This is a genomic window from uncultured Muribaculum sp. (genome assembly GCF_910583865.1).
In the GTDB taxonomy this organism is placed as follows: domain Bacteria; phylum Bacteroidota; class Bacteroidia; order Bacteroidales; family Muribaculaceae; genus Muribaculum.
On record NZ_CAJTYX010000009.1, the window covers coordinates 7071 to 22706 of the forward strand.

Annotated in this window: 13 protein-coding genes; 3 read left to right on the forward strand and 10 right to left on the reverse strand. The window is 55.5% G+C overall.

The genetic code is table 11. The annotated features are described in order from the left end of the window. The 3 genes from QZ303_RS03255 to QZ303_RS03265 form a co-directional block, all read left to right on the forward strand. Positions 1-253, forward strand: a 253-nt coding sequence (locus QZ303_RS03255; protein ID WP_295729029.1) for an HTH domain-containing protein, incomplete at its 5' end; no start/stop codon positions are given. Positions 254-395: 142 nt separating this feature from the next. Then, on the forward strand, positions 396-1487 hold the full coding sequence (locus tag QZ303_RS03260) for a phosphotransferase enzyme family protein (protein ID WP_295729034.1): 1092 nt from the start codon (positions 396-398) through the stop codon (positions 1485-1487). 27 nt (positions 1488-1514) lie between these two features. Then, positions 1515-2948 carry an ATP-binding cassette domain-containing protein gene (locus QZ303_RS03265; RefSeq protein WP_295729036.1) on the forward strand — a complete coding sequence of 478 codons (1434 nt, stop codon included), beginning with the start codon at positions 1515-1517 and terminating at the stop codon, positions 2946-2948. Between the two features lie 34 nt (positions 2949-2982). On the opposite strand, the gene QZ303_RS03270 is transcribed toward QZ303_RS03265, so the two are convergent. The 10 genes from QZ303_RS03270 to QZ303_RS03315 form a co-directional block, all read right to left on the reverse strand. After that, positions 2983-4848 (reverse strand): U32 family peptidase, encoded by a 1866-nt coding sequence (locus QZ303_RS03270; protein ID WP_295729038.1) that lies wholly within the window; start codon positions 4846-4848, stop codon positions 2983-2985. A 159-nt stretch (positions 4849-5007) separates the two neighbouring features. Beyond that, the gene (locus QZ303_RS03275) at positions 5008-7092 is read right to left on the reverse strand and encodes a hypothetical protein (protein WP_295729039.1); all 2085 of its coding nucleotides are present in this window, start codon (positions 7090-7092) and stop codon (positions 5008-5010) included. Positions 7093-7167: 75 nt separating this feature from the next. Further along, on the reverse strand, positions 7168-7737 hold the full coding sequence (locus QZ303_RS03280) for a Crp/Fnr family transcriptional regulator (protein ID WP_295729041.1): 570 nt from the start codon (positions 7735-7737) through the stop codon (positions 7168-7170). Positions 7738-8080: 343 nt separating this feature from the next. Further along, positions 8081-9568 (reverse strand): glycoside hydrolase family 57 protein, encoded by a 1488-nt coding sequence (locus tag QZ303_RS03285; protein ID WP_295729044.1) that lies wholly within the window; start codon positions 9566-9568, stop codon positions 8081-8083. 65 nt (positions 9569-9633) lie between these two features. Then, positions 9634-10896 (reverse strand): glycosyltransferase, encoded by a 1263-nt coding sequence (locus QZ303_RS03290; RefSeq protein WP_295729046.1) that lies wholly within the window; start codon positions 10894-10896, stop codon positions 9634-9636. Positions 10897-10909: 13 nt separating this feature from the next. Continuing rightward, a complete protein-coding gene (locus QZ303_RS03295) occupies positions 10910-12853 on the reverse strand; it encodes a glycogen debranching enzyme N-terminal domain-containing protein (RefSeq protein ID WP_295729048.1) in 1944 nt (647 codons plus the stop codon). A 270-nt stretch (positions 12854-13123) separates the two neighbouring features. Next, a complete protein-coding gene (locus tag QZ303_RS03300; RefSeq protein ID WP_295729051.1) occupies positions 13124-14101 on the reverse strand; it encodes a diacylglycerol kinase family protein in 978 nt (325 codons plus the stop codon). A gap of 376 nt (positions 14102-14477) precedes the next feature. Continuing rightward, positions 14478-14705, reverse strand: a complete 228-nt coding sequence (locus QZ303_RS03305; RefSeq protein WP_295729054.1) for a hypothetical protein — start codon at positions 14703-14705, stop codon at positions 14478-14480. Then, positions 14702-15175 carry a DUF3990 domain-containing protein gene (locus QZ303_RS03310; RefSeq protein ID WP_295729056.1) on the reverse strand — a complete coding sequence of 158 codons (474 nt, stop codon included), beginning with the start codon at positions 15173-15175 and terminating at the stop codon, positions 14702-14704. Before QZ303_RS03310 ends, QZ303_RS03305 begins: the two co-directional genes overlap by 4 nt. Continuing rightward, complete coding sequence (locus QZ303_RS03315; RefSeq protein WP_295729192.1) at positions 15172-15612, reverse strand: DUF3791 domain-containing protein; 441 nt, start codon at positions 15610-15612, stop codon at positions 15172-15174. Before QZ303_RS03315 ends, QZ303_RS03310 begins: the two co-directional genes overlap by 4 nt. Positions 15613-15636 lie beyond the last annotated feature (24 nt).

Sequence of the window (15636 nt, forward strand, 5' to 3'; positions counted from 1 at the left end):
TAAAAATGTCGCTAAAAATGTCGCTAAAAATGTCGCTAAAAATGTCGCTAAAAATGTCGCTAAAAATTTAACCGGGCGACAGCAACAAATAATAAACTTCATCAGCGAGAATCCTCATATCACCCGTGCCGAGATAGCAAAGGCAATCGGCGTTGCCACCAAAACAATCGAACGTGAACTCTCCATTCTCTCCGAGATAGTCCGCTATGTTGGCTCTAAGAAAGGCGGATACTGGGATATTAAACAAGGTTGATTGCATGTTTTGTCCTATATTATAAACTGGGGTAAATGGCATTCAAGCAATAAATTGGATGATATGGAGTGGTTTGTGCGGGGAAATGAGTAAATTTGAGGATTGAAATTTACAATAAGGTTAAAAATCCGATCAATATATCATGGCTGACTTCAACGGTATTGTGGCACGGTTTGCCACCGAGGGAACTGTCGGGAGCGTTAAGCCTCTCGGCAACGGTCTTATCAATGACACTTATGTGGTGCGCACGGAGGAGGCGGACATGCCCGACTATGTGCTGCAGCGCATCAACCATCATATATTCACCGATGTCGACGTGCTACAGTCCAACATCGAGGCTGTCACTGCGCATATACGCCGTAAGCTTGAGGAGAGCGGCGCGGATGATATCGACCGCAAGGTGCTGCGTTTCATTCCTGTTAGAGGTGGAGGCAAGACGTATCATTTCGACGGTGAGAGCTATTGGCGCATGATGGCGTTCATCCCCGGGGCGCACACTCTCGAAGCCGTCACTCCGGAGTCGTCGCGCGACGCCGGCAGGGCCTTCGGCGAGTTCCAGGCGATGCTCGTCGACATGGATGCCGACCTGAAGGAGAGCATTCCCGATTTCCACAACATGGAGCTGCGTCTGCGCCAGCTCCGCGAGGCCGTGGCGCTCGACAAGGCCGGACGCGTGGAGGGCGTGCGCGACATTCTCGAAGAGATTGAGAGCCGTGCCGATGAGATGTGTCTTGCCGAGAGGCTTCATCGTGAAGGGAAGCTGCCAAAGCGCATATGCCACTGCGACACGAAGGTCAACAACATGATGTTTGACGAGCATGGGCAGGTGCTTTGCGTGATCGACCTCGACACGGTGATGCCGAGCTACGTGTTCAGCGACTACGGCGACTTCCTGCGCACCGGAGCCAACAAAGGCGACGAGGATGACCGCGACCTTTCGCGTGTGGAGTTCGACATGGACATATTCCGTGCCTTCACCGAAGGTTACCTCTCGTCTGCACGGACGTTTCTTACTCCGGTGGAAATTGACAATCTGCCTTACGCAGCCGCGATGTTCCCCTACATGCAGGCGGTGCGCTTTCTCGCCGACTATATCAATGGCGACACATATTATAAGATACAATATCCCGACCACAATCTCGTACGTACCCGTGCCCAGATGAAGTTGCTCCATAGTGTCGACAGGCACACTCCGGAGATGCGCGCATTTATCGCGTCGGTGGCCGGGGCATAATGGAAGGAGCATAGAAAAACAATTGGAATGAAGGAACTGCTGACCATTTGCGCTCCGTCGCTGACATGGCGTTTATGCCGGATTACCGTCCCGCGCGACATCGTGATTCCCGAGGGTGTCGCGGTGCTGTTCGGTCCCAACGGATCGGGCAAGTCGACACTCGGCAACATTATCGAGAAGGGGTGGAACATCACTACTAACCGCATCACCACGCCGAGGGCGCAGAAACCGACGGTGAGGATGATCGAGTTCTCCGACATACATTCTCTCGCCGGCTTCCATACTGAGTATTACCAGCAGCGCATGGAGGCCACCATGAACGATGACGTGCCTACTGTTGGCGCTCTGCTCGGGGCGCGCATGCAGATGCCCCGGTGGGGCGAACTGTCCCGGCGTTTCTCGCTCGGCGACATAGCTGACAAGAAGATCAATTACCTGTCGAGCGGGGAGCTGCGCAAGCTGTTGCTCGTCAACACTCTCCTTGACGCTCCTGACCTGCTCGTGCTCGACAATCCGTATATCGGGCTTGATGCCGCCTCCCGCGACGTGTTCAACGACACCCTGCGCGAGGTGGCTGCCTCCGGGACGTCGGTCATGCTTCTGCTGTGCAACCCTGTGGAGATTCCCGATTTCACCGACATGTTCATCCCCATCGAGGATATGTCGGTGGGGGAGCCGATTGCTGCGGCTGATGGCGTGTCGGTCACAGGTGTGCGCGAGGCCGCATGGGCAATGATGGATTATGCCGTAGACCTCAGGGCGATTCCTTCGCGTCCGGCCCCGGTCGCGCCCCACGACGTGACGTTCGCCCTGCATGACTGCCGTGTCGCCTATGGCACACGCACAATCCTTGAGCATGTCGACTGGACGGTGAAGTGTGGCGAGGGATGGGCGCTCGAAGGCCCTAACGGAGCCGGGAAGTCATTGCTCCTTAGCCTTGTCTTTGCTGACAACCCGCAGGCTTATTCCAATGACATAACCATATTTGACAGGCGTCGCGGTTCCGGCGAGAGCATATGGGATATAAAGCGGCGCATCGGCTACGTGTCGCCGGAGATGCACCTGTACTTCCGCTCCGGGGGTACGGTGCTGCAGGTGGTGGCGCAGGGATTGCGCGACACTTCGGGTGGCTTCGGCTCCGTATCTGCCGCCGCTGCGGAAGAGGCAATGCGGTGGCTGCGGCTGTTCCACATGGAGGGGATGGCGGGCACCCCTTATCGTACCTTGTCGGCAGGGATGCAGCGCCTGGTGCTTATCGCGCGCACGTTCATCAAACATCCCGACCTGCTCATATTCGACGAGCCGCTCCACGGGCTTGATGCGGCGAGGAAACGTGCCGTGCGCGCCGTGGTCAATGAGATTGCACGCCGCGATTCGCCATCCATCGTCTACATCACCCACTACAGGCCGGAAATCCCCGAGTCAATCACCCGTCATTTCGTGCTTACGCGCAGGGACTGAGCCGTCGGGAAGGAGTTCCTGACTTTCCGGTGTTTTAAAGTTTCACCACATGCATGCGGCATGCCGCGCAGTCGAAGTCGAGGCGCAGCATCAGCCGGCGCTCGCCTGACATATCCGCCACCAGCTTTAGCGGCCCTTTCAGCGAGGCGCACCCGGGAGTGCGCAGGCATGCGCCAAGCTCGCGGCGCAGGCAGTAGCGCGTGGTCATCACGGTCGGTTCCGCTTCGCTGCGTATTGTCGATGTTTCCGCCGCAGGCTCTATCTTCCCCGTCACACCATGGTCGCGGTAGACCTTTTCAGCCAATGTGTTGGCCACGTTGGCATGGCGCGACAGCGTGGTGCCTGACGGCCACACGACCTGTGGATCCTCCTTGCGCCTGGGTTCACGCCGGTAGTTGATTTTCGCGTTGCGGTCGAGCAACGCGATTGCGTCGCGCCGCAGCGCAGTGAGTATCGATGCCGGGATGAATATTCCGGAAGTGGCACGGTTGTCAATATCGCGCACGCGGTAGATCGTGCCGCCGAGCTTGGCGAGCACACGCCGTTGCGCGTCGGCCTGTGGGGTGCGCGCTGCCGATAGGGGGATGTCGCGCGCGATGGTGGTCACTGACGTGCCGCGCTCGTCGGTAAGGTCGATGGCTATCCCGTCGGTGCTTGTCGGGCGCAGCCGCATGTCGAGCCATATGGTGCGGATGGCAGGGCGTGACACTTCGCGCTCGAATGCCGTGTCGCTGTTGCGGTAGAGCACTGTGCCGGGCGTCGGTGTCACCCTGGAGGCCGGGAATATGCGCGATCCATCCACTCGGTTGGCCCGGAAGCCCGAGAAAAGTCCGGCCGCGTTGAAGTAGCCAAGGCCGTCGCCGTTGGCGAGACGCGTGAGCAGCGACACATCGATTGACCCGTCGGGGCGCGTGCGCACGACTTTCCCTACCGGTTCGCCCTGCGATTTCGGAGTGCGCATGGATGCCATTTTCGTTGTCGGTCGCGCTTCGTCGAGGAAGTAGGACGTGAATCCTCTGTTGAAACTCTTTTCGAGCGCCGGCGTAAACGGAATCTCGCTTTGGCCGGCGGAGCTGCGGCGGTAGATGTCGGGTGCGGCGGCTATCGCCTCGTCGACGGCATGGCGGTAGAATGCTGTCACGTTCTTGACATATGCCTCGTCCTTCAGCCTCCCCTCGATCTTGAACGAGGATATGCCCGCATCCATCATCGGCAGGATTGAGCCGGCACGCCGCAAGTCGCGGAGCGACAGGTAGTGGCGCGGGATGCTGTCGACTGGACGGTCGTCACCGTCGAGCAGCGTGAATGGAAGGCGGCATATCTGGGCGCACTCTCCACGGTTGGCGCTGCGTCCTCCCGCGAAATAGCTTGCCTGGCAGTCGCCGCTGTAGCTCACGCACAGCGCGCCATGGACGAATGCCTCAAGGGCGGTGTCGGGCACCGCCTCTTTCACGGCACGTATCTCGTCGAGCGTGAGTTCGCGCGGCAGCACGAGCTGGCTGAAGCCGAGTTGCGCAAGGAAGCGCGCCTTTTCCGGTGTGCGTATGTCGCATTGTGTCGAGGCGTGCAGAGCTATGGGCGGCAGGTCGAGACGCAGCATTGCCATATCCTGCACTATCAGCGCGTCGACCCCGTCTCGCCACAGGCTTGTGGCGAGACGCTCGGCGTCGCGTAGTTCGTTCTCATATATGATGGTGTTGAGGGTGGCGTAGATGCGTGCGTCGAAGCGGTGCGCATAGTCGCACAGGGCCGCTATCTCGTCGACCGGATTGCCGGCGGCGGCGCGTGCTCCGAATCGGTCAGCACCGATGTAGACGGCATCGGCTCCGCAGTCGATGGCGGCGCGGGCGATGTCGGCATTGCGTGCCGGCGACAGCAGTTCGATATGGCGTGGTGGCATAGGATATCTTTATTGGCGCAAAGATACGGATAAGTCGAGTGCAAAGCCAAATTTATTTGGGCTTTGCCGAGCGTAAGTATCTAAGGCGATAGTCAAAGATACGGATAAGTCGAGTGCAAAGCCAAATTTATTTGGTTTTGCCGAGCGTGAGTGCCACATTTATCGGCCGCCTGCGGTAGAGGCGTCGGTCTTGGCGTCTGCGTTGACGAGTTTGTTGACTCCGCGTTTCTGTCGGCCCCACTGCACGTTGTAGCTTACGGATATGTACGGCATACGCATGTCGAGGCGCATATGCTGCTCGTTGGTGTTCCACTTGCTCAGTGACCGCGACCCCTGGTCGTATCTTCCGAAGGGCATGATCATGCCGGCGCTGAACTGCCAGTTTTTCCAGTTATATGCCAGGTCGATCATGCTGATGTTCTCGCCCCAGCTTATTTTTTCTCCCCACAGGTCATGCTGTGCGCGGACGTACATTCCGGAGAGGATGAATCCCCAATGGGTCACCTGCAGGTTCACGTTGCCGCTCCATGCGTTGTTGTGGTGGTCATAACCGGTGCCGCGCATCCGTTCCATTCGGTACTGCACACCTCCGCTGAGGGTCACCCAGCCCGGAAGCACCTCGATCTGCGGGTATAAGAAGAACGACAGGTTCTGTAGCCCCCGGCTGTTTTCGTAGGTGGTTACGAGCCGGTCATCCATCCATTGCAGCAGCGGGGTGATCGCGTTGGGCGAAGTGAAGGCGCGTATGCCGAAAGAGCCGTTTACCCTCGGCAGGTTGAAGCCGTAGCGGAAAGTAAGCATGTAGGAGTTGGCCGTCCGGATGTTCGTGTTGCCTATGCGCCATTGGAAGCCGTCGAGCTGTTGCGGCACGGGATTGGTCTCGGCAAGCGACGGCGTCGACTGCCATGAGGTGAAGTTGAGACGGAAGTTGTGGTTCTGATTCAACGAGTAGGTGACCGTGGCCTGGGGGCGTGCGCTCCATGAGTGGTTGCCCCGCGATGATTCCTTGAAATAGAAGTCGGTGTATTGCGCGCCGATTCCAGCCGTGGCGGTCCATTTCCCGAAGCGTTGGAGATATTCGGCGAAGAAATATACTCTGTCCTGGCGCTGATGGAATATGGCGCCCCCGAGGTTCTCATACCGCGACCTGTTGCGGTTGGCCTTGTATGATGCCCCTGCGGTAAGCCGCGATTTGTCCCAGTTCTTGATGTAGTCGGCTTCGATGCCGTAAGCCTGGTTGCGGTCCTTGATGTTGGTATGGATGTCGGTCAGATAACCGGTAGCGCCCGGCAGTTGCTCCATATAATCGGAGTATGAACGGCCGAAATATAACGAACTGTTAAAATCTACAACAAGCATCTGTTTATTAGCAAAATGCTGCTGAAGATATAGCGAGAGATAAGGCGTTGTGCCTTTGTCACCGTGGGAATCGGTGAGCAAGATATCGTCGGCGTCATTGCTGAGCGAGAGCAGCCCGTTGTAAAGAAATTTGTCGGAAAATTTATGGAAAGTGTTGATCTCGGCCATAAACACTGTGGTATCAGGCTTGACATAGCTATAGGAAACGTATGGCCGCATGAAAGAATTGTCAAGGTGGCCTCCGCGCGAAGTTTCATCTCGTCGAAGCACACTGCCGTCGGGATATGTGAACGTCTCGGTATAGTCGCGATGCGTTTTCAAATTCTCTGTCATCTTGTAGTGCAGTCCGGCACTCCATTGCGAACGTCCTGAATTGATTTTTACATCGGCCATATAATATCCCCATGCCTCGTTGAGTGCCGGTTGTGCTCGCAACTGCAGTGAGCCTCCGAGTGTGGGATTGGCCACGATGAAGTTCAATACGTAGTTCGCCCCTCCGTACCTTAGTCCGGGATTGTCCATCCACTCCACGCGCTTGATGCTTTCGGGGAGCAACGCCCTGACCTGGTCGATGGACGACTCTCTGCCGTTGATGCGCACCTGCACTGACTCTCCTGCGGCCTGTATGGTCCCGAGGGCGTCGTTGACCGTCAGTGACGGAATCATGAGGTTGTTGAGCAGCTGCATGCCATTCTTGGATGCCTCCAATGCGCTCTGCGATGGATGGTAGACATCCATGTCGGCCTTGCGGACTACTTTGGGCGCCTCGATCACGACCTCTTTGAGTTGCTGTGTCGCCGCCACAGTATCCGTTGTCTCTGTCTGTGCCATGAGGGATGCCCCGCAGCATGATAAAGCTACCGCAAAGGCATAGATATTCTTCATATTGATGACTCTTTTGGATTCAAGGCACAAATTTAAGGTGTAAAGTGTAATTCTGTCTCAACAAATGTTGAAATATTAGAGGTTGATATTCTTCCGGAGGCGGCTTAGATGGGTGGGTGTGATTTTGAGGAAAGAGGCGATATCCTTCAATGAAAACAGATTGAACAGGTCGGGATGCTTCGTGATGAGATCGTTATAGCGCTCCTGCGGAGATTTTGCGTATAGGGCCGCATAACGGTCGTAGACGGTCGAAAACACAGCTTCTGTACTGATCATGACAATATCTTTCAGCTCGCTGTCTTTGTCAATACGGTCACCTATCGTCGCGGTCGGGATGCAGAGTATGTCGCACGGTGTCGTGGCGACGACCGAAGTCCTGGCCGGGATGTTTCTGAATGAGAAAGGGAAATCGGCTACGAATTCTCCGGTGAATTCCAATCCCAACACATGTTCCGAGCCGTCGTGCCCATACGCCACATATTTGAGAGTCCCCGATCGGATGAATCCCAGATACTGTGCCACGTATCCCGCTGTGAAGAAATCCTCCCCCTTGTCATAATGGCGTGGAATGCCTTCCTTCAGGCAAAGGTCACGCCAATAGGCCACGGCGGGAGAGTCGATATATGAGTTGAAATTGTCAGTCATCCATATGAATTGTTAAAGGCTGCATATTTTTTATGTTAAAAACGAACCTGGGAATAGGTATGCCCATAAAATAAAAAAATTACTCGTCATCACGACGAATAATCTTTTTACCTTAAATCTAATACCATGAAAAACTGATGCAAAGATACGGACACTTTGGTAAATTGCAAAATTATCCCAACAAAAATGAGCATTATTAACAAATTTTTACCAAATATGCGGCTTTATGCTCGCCATGGTCCGATTTCGCTATGCCGGAATCATTTGTTGTATAAAACGAGAGAGGCTGTGTCGTGTGACACAGCCTCCGGTAGCTTGTTCCCGAAGGGGGGGTAGCATGTGATTATTCCTGTCCGTCGGCCTTGGCCTTTTTGGTGGCGCGAGGCTTCTTTTCGGACTTGGGAGCTTTTTCAGCAGCCGGCTTGCGTCCACGCTTCGCCTTTGCGGCGGGAGCGGCCTCTTCTACCTTGAGGTTCTCGTCGAGCTTCTTGCCTTCGGCCACGGCGGCACGGGTGGCATGCTCCTCGTTGAGATGCTCAAGGTTGTTGCGCATCGACTGAAGCTCCTTGTTGAGCATCTCGATCTCCGAGTTCTGGTTGTTGATGGTAGAGAGGAGGGCGTTGAGCTCTTCGTTGTCGATCGACTTGGGATACTGCTCGTCTACGCGCACGAGGAAGTCGGCAAGCACGTTCATGTAGTTGGTGAATGCCTGGTAGGGTGTCTCGTAGGGCGAGAACATGGCATGCGCCGCACCGTCGTTGAAGTGCTTGGTCGACATGTAGAAGAAGTGGTCCGACGACTGCAGGTGGTTCCAGTCCTGCTTCAGGCGGCGGTCGGTGCATAGGCGCACGCGTTCGGCCACGGAGTAGAGCTTGTTGAACGCCTCGTTCTGGAGCTTGTTGCCGAGCCATGCCGAGGTGTCGCGGGCTTCGTCGGCCCAGGATATGGGGTGGAGCACGCTAAGTTCGGCCACAGGCTTGAGCTTGCTGATGGCGTCGGAGGGCGTGATGAACTCTACGCCACGCTCTGCGGCAAAGCGCGGAAGAGCTTCGAGGAACTGGAAGATGCCCGTCTCGCGCGGCTGGAAGTCGCCGAATGTCTCCAGGTTCATGAATAGGTTCACTACCTGCTCGTCGGCGGGTGTCGAGGCGATCCAGTCCATGTACTTGTCGGCGGTGAGGGGGTAGGCCTCCCACGAAGGGTTGGAGAAGTTGCGGGCCACATCGTCGGAGAGCTTGTCGTTTTTCAGCAAGAGCTTCAGCTTGGGGCATGAAGCTGCCTGGTAGACGTAGTTGGGCGACTTCCATCCGAGGATATGCTTTGCACCTTCGGTGATCACGCCTTTGTAGCCCATCTCGTGGATCATCGGGGCCATTTCATCGCAGTAGATAAGCTCGGTGTTGCGGAGCACCTTGGGATGCTGGCCGAACTTCTCGTAGATGAGCTGGTCGTGGGCCTTGACCTGGGCCTGGAATTCTTCTGGATCGGTGAGCGACGCCAGCGAGTGGGAATAGGTCTCGGCGAGGAATTCCACGCAACCTGTGTCGGCAAGCTTCTTTAGGAGGTCGAGGAACTCGGGCACGTAGATTTCAAGCTGCTCGATGACGACGCCGGTCAGGGAGATGGCACAGCGGAACTTGCCCTTGCTCTCCTCGATCATGCGCAGGAGCGATTCGGCGGCGGGGATGTAGCTGCGGTGGGCTATGCGCGAGAGTATGTCCTCGTTGGTGAACTCGTCGTCGTAGTAATGGTCGTTGCCGATGTCGAAGAAGCGGTAGCGTTTTAGACGGAAGGGCTGATGGATCTGGAAATAGAAGCAGATAGCTTTCATAAGCCTATATGGTATTTTTTTAATTTATTCTATGGTATTGGTTAGTTTATTCTCCGTTGGTCGGGTCAGTTGCGGTGGAGCACCTGGTTGTAGATGTTTATTACCTTGCGTCCGGCCTTGTCCCATGTAATCTGGTTCACCTCTGCGAGTCCGTCCTCCTTCAGCTGGTCGTGCATGGCGGGGTAGCTCACTATGGCGTTGATCGCATCGGCCATTGCGTCGATGTCCCAGTAGTCGGTTTTGATTACATTGGTGAGGATTTCAGCGCATCCGCTCTGCTTGGAGATGATAGAGGGCACTCCCATCTGCATGGCCTCGAGAGGAGATATGCCGAACGGCTCCGACACTGAAGGCATCACGTAGACATCGCTTGCTTTCAGCATTTCGTAGACCTGTTTGCCTTTCTGGAATCCCGGGAAGTGGAATCGGTCCGCTATGCCGCGTGCGGCGGCCAGGTCGATCATCTTGTCCATCATGTCGCCGCTGCCGGCCATCACGAAGCGTACGTGAGGATTGTTGCGCAGCACCTTGGCGGCTGCCTCCACAAAGTATTCCGGGCCTTTCTGCATGGTGATGCGGCCAAGGAAAGTGACGACTTTCTCCTTGCATCGCGGCGGGTTGACGTTGAGCAGGTCCTCGCTGAGCGGGGTGACGGCGTTGTGCACGGTGGTCACCTTGGCGGGGTCGATACCGTACTTGTCGATCACGGTGTTGCGCGTCAGGTTGCTGACGGTGATGATGTGGTCGGCGTGGAGCATGCCGTCGCGCTCGATATTGAACACTGTCGGGTTGACGTTGCCGCGCGAGCGGTCGAAGTCGGTGGCGTGCACGTGGATCACCATCGGCTTGCCGGTGACCTGCTTGGCGTGGATGCCGGCGGGGTATGTCAGCCAGTCGTGGGAATGGATCACGTCGAACTCCTCGGTGCGTGCGATCACTCCGGCGCAGATAGAGTAGTTGTTGATCTCCTCCAGCAGGTTGTCGGGATAGCGGCCGGAGAATTCGATGCATCCCAGGTCGTTGAGGCGCATATAGTTGAAGTCGGCATAGATGTGGTCGCGCAGACGGAAGTATTCGTCGGGATCCATCACGTTGCCGATACGGCTCTCGACATACTCGCGGCTGACGTCGCGCCATCCTACGGGAACCTGCGACGCGCCGATTATCTTTGCAAAAGAGCGGTCCTCGTCACCCCAGGGCTTGGGGATGACGAAAGTTATGTCCATGTCGCCGCACTCCCACATGCCTTTGGTGAGACCATAGCTGGCAGTGCCCAGACCGCCGAGGATATGAGGGGGGAATTCCCACCCGAACATTAATGCTTTCATTGGCAGAGGGTGATTACATGTTTAACTTCTTGAGAGTGCGGATGGTGCGGAGCACTTCGGCCACGTTCGACACCTGCGATATAGCGCCGTGTCCGCTGTAGGGCGGGTTGCCGTCGTACATCTGCGATACGGTAGCTATGCAGTTCTGGCTCATTTCATCTTCGAAGCCTATGAGCATGCGGTCGATGTAGCCTACGCCGGAGTGGCCGTAGACCTTGAGGTAGGCGTCGGCATATGCGCCGATGAGCCACGGGCGTGCAGGGCCGTTGTGGTAGGCCTGCTCGCGTTCCTGCGGCGAGCCTACATAGAATGGACGGTAGCCGTAGCTCTTAGGCGAGAGGGTACGCAGCCCCTTGGGGGTCAGGAGCTCGCGGGTCACCACGTCGAGCACGCCTTTGCGCTGCTTGCGGTCGAGCGGCGAATAATCGAGTCCGATGGCCACGGCCATGTTGGGACGCACGGAGGGGTCGGCGTAGGTGCCGTTCACATAGTCGTAGAGGTAGCCGTGCTCGTTGAGGAACGTGTCGATGAATGCCGGCTTGGCCTCGTCGACGAGAGTGGTCCACTCGTCGCGGCGCTTCTCATATCCGGGAACGTCGGCGGCAAGGGCGCAGGCAAACATCAGTGCGTTGTACCAGAGTGCATTGAACTCTACCAACAGGCCTGTGCGCGGTATGAGCGGCCAACCGTTGGAGGTGGCGTTCATCCACGAGACGGGGGTGTTGGTGCCGGTGGTCCCTACCAGTCCGTTGGTCTCCACGGCGAGGTTGGGATGTCCGCCGGCGATGATCCAGTCGAGTATGCGTGCCACCTCGGGCAGATACTCCTTGCGTGCGGCCTCGATGCCTTGCGAGCGTGCATACTGCTGGATGGCCCAGATGCACCACAGCGGTATGTCGGGCAGGTCGATGCCGTGGATGCGCTCGTCGAGCATCTCGTTGTCCATATAGTTGTTGAGCGCCTTCAGGATAGTGCCCATTATCGAATGGAAGTCGTCGAAATGGTCGATGGCGAGCGTACAGCCGGGGAGGGCCATGAAAGTGTCGCGGGCGCGTATCGATCCCCATGGATAGCCGGAGATGAGATACATGTCCTTCCCTTCCTTTATATAGAACTGCTTGGCGGCGTTCTTCAGGCAGTTGTAGAACGAGGTGCGGCGTGTGCGGCCTGCAATCTCGGTTTCATACAGCTTGCTCAGTGAGCGTGGTTTCGCCTCGCTCGTTCCTGCCGAGAAGATGATCGACTCGCCTTTCTTTATAGGTATCTCGAAATAGCCGGGCACCCAGAGGTCCTCGGTGTAGGGGATGCCGCGCTGCAGGTCCTTGACATATTCGATGCCGTTGTACCAGTTGGGGTCGCTTACCCACTTGGCCTTGTGGTTGAACTGCATGTAGAGCGTCGGGAATCCCGGATAAAGGCAGAAGCCCACTCCGTTGTCGACCTCCGTGAAGTCCTGGTTGAGACGGTTGTTCTGTACCACGAGCTCGTTGGCCTCGCGGAAGGCGAGGAACGGACGGAACTGAAGTGTGGTGTCGGAGTGAGCGTCGACGAGCGTGTAGCGTATCAGGATACGGTTTTCCTGCGAGATGAAGATGGCTTCCTTGGTGAGGATCACGCCTCCCACGCGGTAAGTGGTACGAGGCACGGTCTCGCAGTCGTATTCACGGATGTACTTGTGCCCGTTAGGGCTGTAGACGCCGCCCTGGTAGCGGTGGAGCCCGAGGTTGAACGGTGCGCCGTGCTGGATTACCGTCTCGTCGAGCGACGACAGCATCACGTAGTTCTTGTTGCCGAGTTCCGGAACCGGAATCACCAACAGACCGTGCTGCTTGCGGGTGTTGCACCCTACGATTGATGAGCAGTGATAAGCGCCGGCCTGATTAGTGCGGAGCATCTCTTTGTTCAGCGATTGCTCCAAGTTAATCATGAGGTTTTTATCAAATTTAAGATAACTCATTTGATGATATGGTTAGAATTTTTAGTTTTAGTTTGGTTTTCAAGGCTCTGAATACAGAGGTCAGGTTAAAATCGAAGGATGATGGATGCTTGTTTTCAGAGTGTTCATACCATAATCCGAAAGCTTCCGCCGTGAGAAGAGAGAATGTCGGCTTGCGGCGTTCTGTATTTTGATTTCACAATGTTACGGTTTTTCCGTCGCTTATGCAAAAAAAATTCCAAAAAAAATCGAAAAGCGCATTTCCGGTCGGGGAAAGCGCTTTTGCAAGGCCTATTTTCTGTTGAAAAGCCGTGTTACAGAACATGCGATATCCCTTGCGGCATTCTCGATGGGGGTGATGAGCGGGCGGAATGTGATCTCCTGCTCGGGTGTGAAGATGCGCAGTCCGGCGGGGTGGCACTTTATCTCCATTGTGTCGTCGATGGTCAGCGGCTCTCCGTCGAGATGCGCCGGTCCGGTGTGCTGGCGGTAGATCACCGCTGCCGGCGCGCGGAACGAGTGGATGAGGGTGTTCTGGTTGATGTAGCCGGTGAAGAGGTCCATGCCCACCATGGCCGTGTCGAGCGGGTTGCCGGCATGGATTATGGTGATGTCAAGCTCGCCGTCGGTGATCGACGCGCGGGGGGCGATGTAGGCGTTGTTGCCGTACTGCGATGCGTTGCACACGGCTATCAGGAAGGCCTTCTCGGTAAGCACGTGTCCGTTGGCGCTCACGGTGTAGACCTGCGGGTGAAATTTCACATACTCGGCGATGGCGCTCCTTATGTAGGTGAGCGGGCCGCGGCGGTGCTGCCTGGCGAAGTTGGAGCTTACGGCGGCGTCGAACCCCACGCCGAAAGTGCAGAAGAAAGGCCTTCCGTTGACGGCGCCGAAGTCGCTATCTGTCACGTGGCCTTCGGCGATGATCTTCACGGCGGCGGCAGGGTCGATAGGTATGCCGAGGTGACGGGCAAGGCCGTTGCCCGAGCCGCATGGTATGATGCCAAGGGCGGTCGACGTGTGGCACAAGGCGCGCGCCGTCTCGTTGACGGTGCCGTCGCCTCCGGCGGCAAGCACTCCGTAGTACCCCTCTTTGACGGCCTGCCCGGCCAGACGCGTGGCGTCGCCCCGGGCGCATGTGTACACGGTCTTTATCTCGTAGCCGAGCGGTTCGAGGCTTCTACGCACGAGCGGCTCGAAAGTCTCTTTGCTTCCGAGTCCCGATATAGGGTTGATTATAAGCAGCAGGCGGCGCTTTGTCGCTTCCATCTTCTAAAGGGATATTGAACTGATTTAAACTTATTACAAAATGTTAAATCCAGAACTGATGTAAGCCTTATCGTTAACCTTCAGGCCTGTTTCCGGTCGATTTCTTCTCTTTTCTCGGTCACGATGGAACCCCATCGCTCCCTCGAAAAGCTCAAAATCGCCTCGCAAACAGCCGCTGAATGTTAATTTGTAATAAGTTTAAATCAGTTCATTGTTTGGGATATGTCAGTATGCAAATTTAGTGATTTACTTCCAATAATTACCCCCTTTCCCCGCATTTCTCCACCAATTCGTTCCATGCTGTCATTTATCTGATTACTTAAGTACGATGATCGAAGTCCGGAACTCGAACTCGGGATGACATGAATTCGTAAGGCTATTGGATAAGGCGGCCGTTTTTCAGCTCGGACCGGAGCAGATCGTACACGTATGCCGGACTTTCGATGTAAAGTCCGGTCTCGAAATCTTCAAGCTTGGCGAAAGTTTCGGAATTATGGAAGGTGGATATCGCTTCCGCCAGATCCATGCCGTCGCGTTCTATGAGATAGCGGACGACATCTGATGATATACCCTCGAACAGGTAGCGTGCAGTATCCTGGTTCATATCTTTTTCAGCATCTTTATCGTTGCCTCCGTATGAAAGAAATATTGTGAGGTGGTTTCCGAGAATGTAAGCTCTTTTACGAGCTGTTGCTCGCTGATGAAATTTTCCGTGAACATACGGAGCAGCCGGGCGATTGTGTCATCAGCTACCGGGCCGATCACGATGTCGTAGTAGTGGCATGGCTGTTTGACGTTGATATCGCGGTTGTCCATTATGAAACGTGCCCATTCCTCGTCCGGCGAATTGAAAATCTTTATTCGTAACCCTTGTCTGGCTGCTTCCTCCGGGTCGAATTCATAAGATGTAAGCGTGGGCTCGCCTCGGAACATCTTCACGGTTCTCGCCGCCATGCGTTCGGCCTGCCGGCGAATGTCGGTCAGGTAAAATCCTTTGCCGAAGTCCTTGTATGGCCGGCATTTATCAAGATCGATACGGTCAATCTCTATGTTGGAACCATGATACAGTGTCATTTTATCTCCCCTCCGTTGTTTTGACATACTATCGTAAGGTCATTGACACAATCGTTGAACGACAATGTATGTTCCACATCGTAAAATTCGGTAAGGAATTCGATTCCCCTGAAACGGTTGAGGTAGTTGCTTGCCTCGCGAATGGTAAGGTCATGACTTTTTGCAAACTCGATTATTGCCGTCATGACATACTCTATTATGGTCTTGTCTGCCTTTTTTACAGGTTTGAGTTCCACGATCGGCTCGACTTCGAGGGCATTCGCGATGCGGGTGATGGTGTTGAAATTTAGACAAGAACCCGTTTCTACCTTCGATACGATTGACTTTTGCAATCCTATTATCGAGCCGACCTCATCTTGGGTCATCCCTTTGCTTTTTCTCCGGATGGTCAGCAGTTTCCCTATTTTTTGAGATTTGTGTTCATGTTGCGAATTTATAAAAAGTTTCTCATATAGGAAACC

Excerpts from the sequence above, each read along its gene's own strand:
- QZ303_RS03260 (WP_295729034.1), top strand. The coding sequence starts at position 396 with ATGGCTGACTTCAACGGTATTGTGGCACGGTTTGCCACCGAGGGAACT.
- QZ303_RS03265 (WP_295729036.1), top strand. The coding sequence starts at position 1,515 with ATGAAGGAACTGCTGACCATTTGCGCTCCGTCGCTGACATGGCGTTTA.
- QZ303_RS03270 (WP_295729038.1), bottom strand. The coding sequence starts at position 4,848 with ATGCCACCACGCCATATCGAACTGCTGTCGCCGGCACGCAATGCCGAC.
- QZ303_RS03275 (WP_295729039.1), bottom strand. The coding sequence starts at position 7,092 with ATGAAGAATATCTATGCCTTTGCGGTAGCTTTATCATGCTGCGGGGCA.
- QZ303_RS03280 (WP_295729041.1), bottom strand. The coding sequence starts at position 7,737 with ATGACTGACAATTTCAACTCATATATCGACTCTCCCGCCGTGGCCTAT.
- QZ303_RS03285 (WP_295729044.1), bottom strand. The coding sequence starts at position 9,568 with ATGAAAGCTATCTGCTTCTATTTCCAGATCCATCAGCCCTTCCGTCTA.
- QZ303_RS03290 (WP_295729046.1), bottom strand. The coding sequence starts at position 10,896 with ATGAAAGCATTAATGTTCGGGTGGGAATTCCCCCCTCATATCCTCGGC.
- QZ303_RS03295 (WP_295729048.1), bottom strand. The coding sequence starts at position 12,853 with ATGAGTTATCTTAAATTTGATAAAAACCTCATGATTAACTTGGAGCAA.
- QZ303_RS03300 (WP_295729051.1), bottom strand. The coding sequence starts at position 14,101 with ATGGAAGCGACAAAGCGCCGCCTGCTGCTTATAATCAACCCTATATCG.
- QZ303_RS03305 (WP_295729054.1), bottom strand. The coding sequence starts at position 14,705 with ATGAACCAGGATACTGCACGCTACCTGTTCGAGGGTATATCATCAGAT.
- QZ303_RS03310 (WP_295729056.1), bottom strand. The coding sequence starts at position 15,175 with ATGACACTGTATCATGGTTCCAACATAGAGATTGACCGTATCGATCTT.